This is a genomic window from uncultured Campylobacter sp. (assembly GCF_938018035.1).
Classification (GTDB): domain Bacteria; phylum Campylobacterota; class Campylobacteria; order Campylobacterales; family Campylobacteraceae; genus Campylobacter_B.
Genome location: NZ_CALIJF010000084.1, coordinates 1 through 1,006, shown reverse-complemented (window position 1 = coordinate 1,006; position 1,006 = coordinate 1). Strand labels below are relative to the sequence as shown.

Sequence of the window (1,006 nt, the reverse complement as noted above, 5' to 3'; positions counted from 1 at the left end):
GGCGAGGATAGCGAGCTGTGGAGCAATTACAAAAAAATTCTGCCCTTTGCGTAGACGATGAAATTTAAGGATACAAGTGTGTTAAAATCTATAAATTCCTTTACTTCGGCTATTTGTAATATCGTAAAATTTTGTTTCATCTCTTTGCTTTTGCTAGTCGCAGGAGTGGTCGTTTATCTAAATGTTACGGCAGGTTCGGCAGAGCCGGGCTTAGCGAAAAATTACGAGCAAAATCGAGCTCAAATTTTAGCTCTGCGCGATTTTGCGCGCGAGATAAGACCGAATAAAATTTACTTTAATGTGCTTTTTGACGGCGATAAGATTAAGTGATTTGTAGCTGAAGATTGGGATAAAAACCGCACCGCAAACTTTAGCTATTCAGACGAAAAAACAAGTATAGTAGAACCGTTAAAAATTCTGGGCTGGGATGCGCAAACTTTTGATGAGCTTAAAGACAAAATAAAAGGCGCAAATGCCGTAGGCGTGCATGTTGATGATAAATATGTTAGTATATATATCGCCAGGCGGGTTGGTTTGGCATGTATTTTTATGATATTTTCGATGATCCCATGGGCGAGGAAGTGAAAAAGGACTATGAGATCGGTTGCGACGATACATTTGCCGCAGACGGAGTAGTGATGATCTATGACGGAGGTTTTACGACAGGCTTTTTATGTATCGATAAAAACGGTCACAATATAAAACGCAGATAAATTTTGCAGCGGTTTCGCAGGAAAAATTTTACAGGAATTCTTACCATTGCGTGAAAACTTTGCGGTTAAGAATACTTTGCGGCGCCTGTTTTGTCGAGCCTATCATTCAACCGCTCGTTCTGTTTGCGATACTGACGCTATTTTTGCTCTTAACGCACGCAGAAAACACGGACACAAGCAGGGTAGGGCGTGTAAATTTACCGATATTTACGATGCCAAAATTCGGAGCGTGCGGTTAGAATTTAGCGCGTTTGCGGCTTTTTTTGCGGAGCGGCACGCGCCGCGTATGTGCG

The 1,006-nt window shown here is 41.9% G+C and carries 2 protein-coding genes; both read left to right on the top strand.

From position 1 onward, the window contains the following. The first annotated feature begins 78 nt into the window (after positions 1-78). On the top strand, positions 79-330 hold the full coding sequence (locus tag Q0257_RS02685; protein WP_298021241.1) for a hypothetical protein: 252 nt from the start codon (positions 79-81) through the stop codon (positions 328-330). 209 nt (positions 331-539) lie between these two features. Continuing rightward, positions 540-713: a hypothetical protein gene (locus Q0257_RS02680; RefSeq protein WP_298021238.1), complete on the top strand. Its 174-nt coding sequence runs from the start codon at positions 540-542 to the stop codon at positions 711-713. The last annotated feature ends 293 nt before the right edge of the window (positions 714-1,006 follow it).

Excerpts from the sequence above, each read along its gene's own strand:
- Q0257_RS02680 (WP_298021238.1), top strand. The coding sequence starts at position 540 with ATGTATTTTTATGATATTTTCGATGATCCCATGGGCGAGGAAGTGAAA.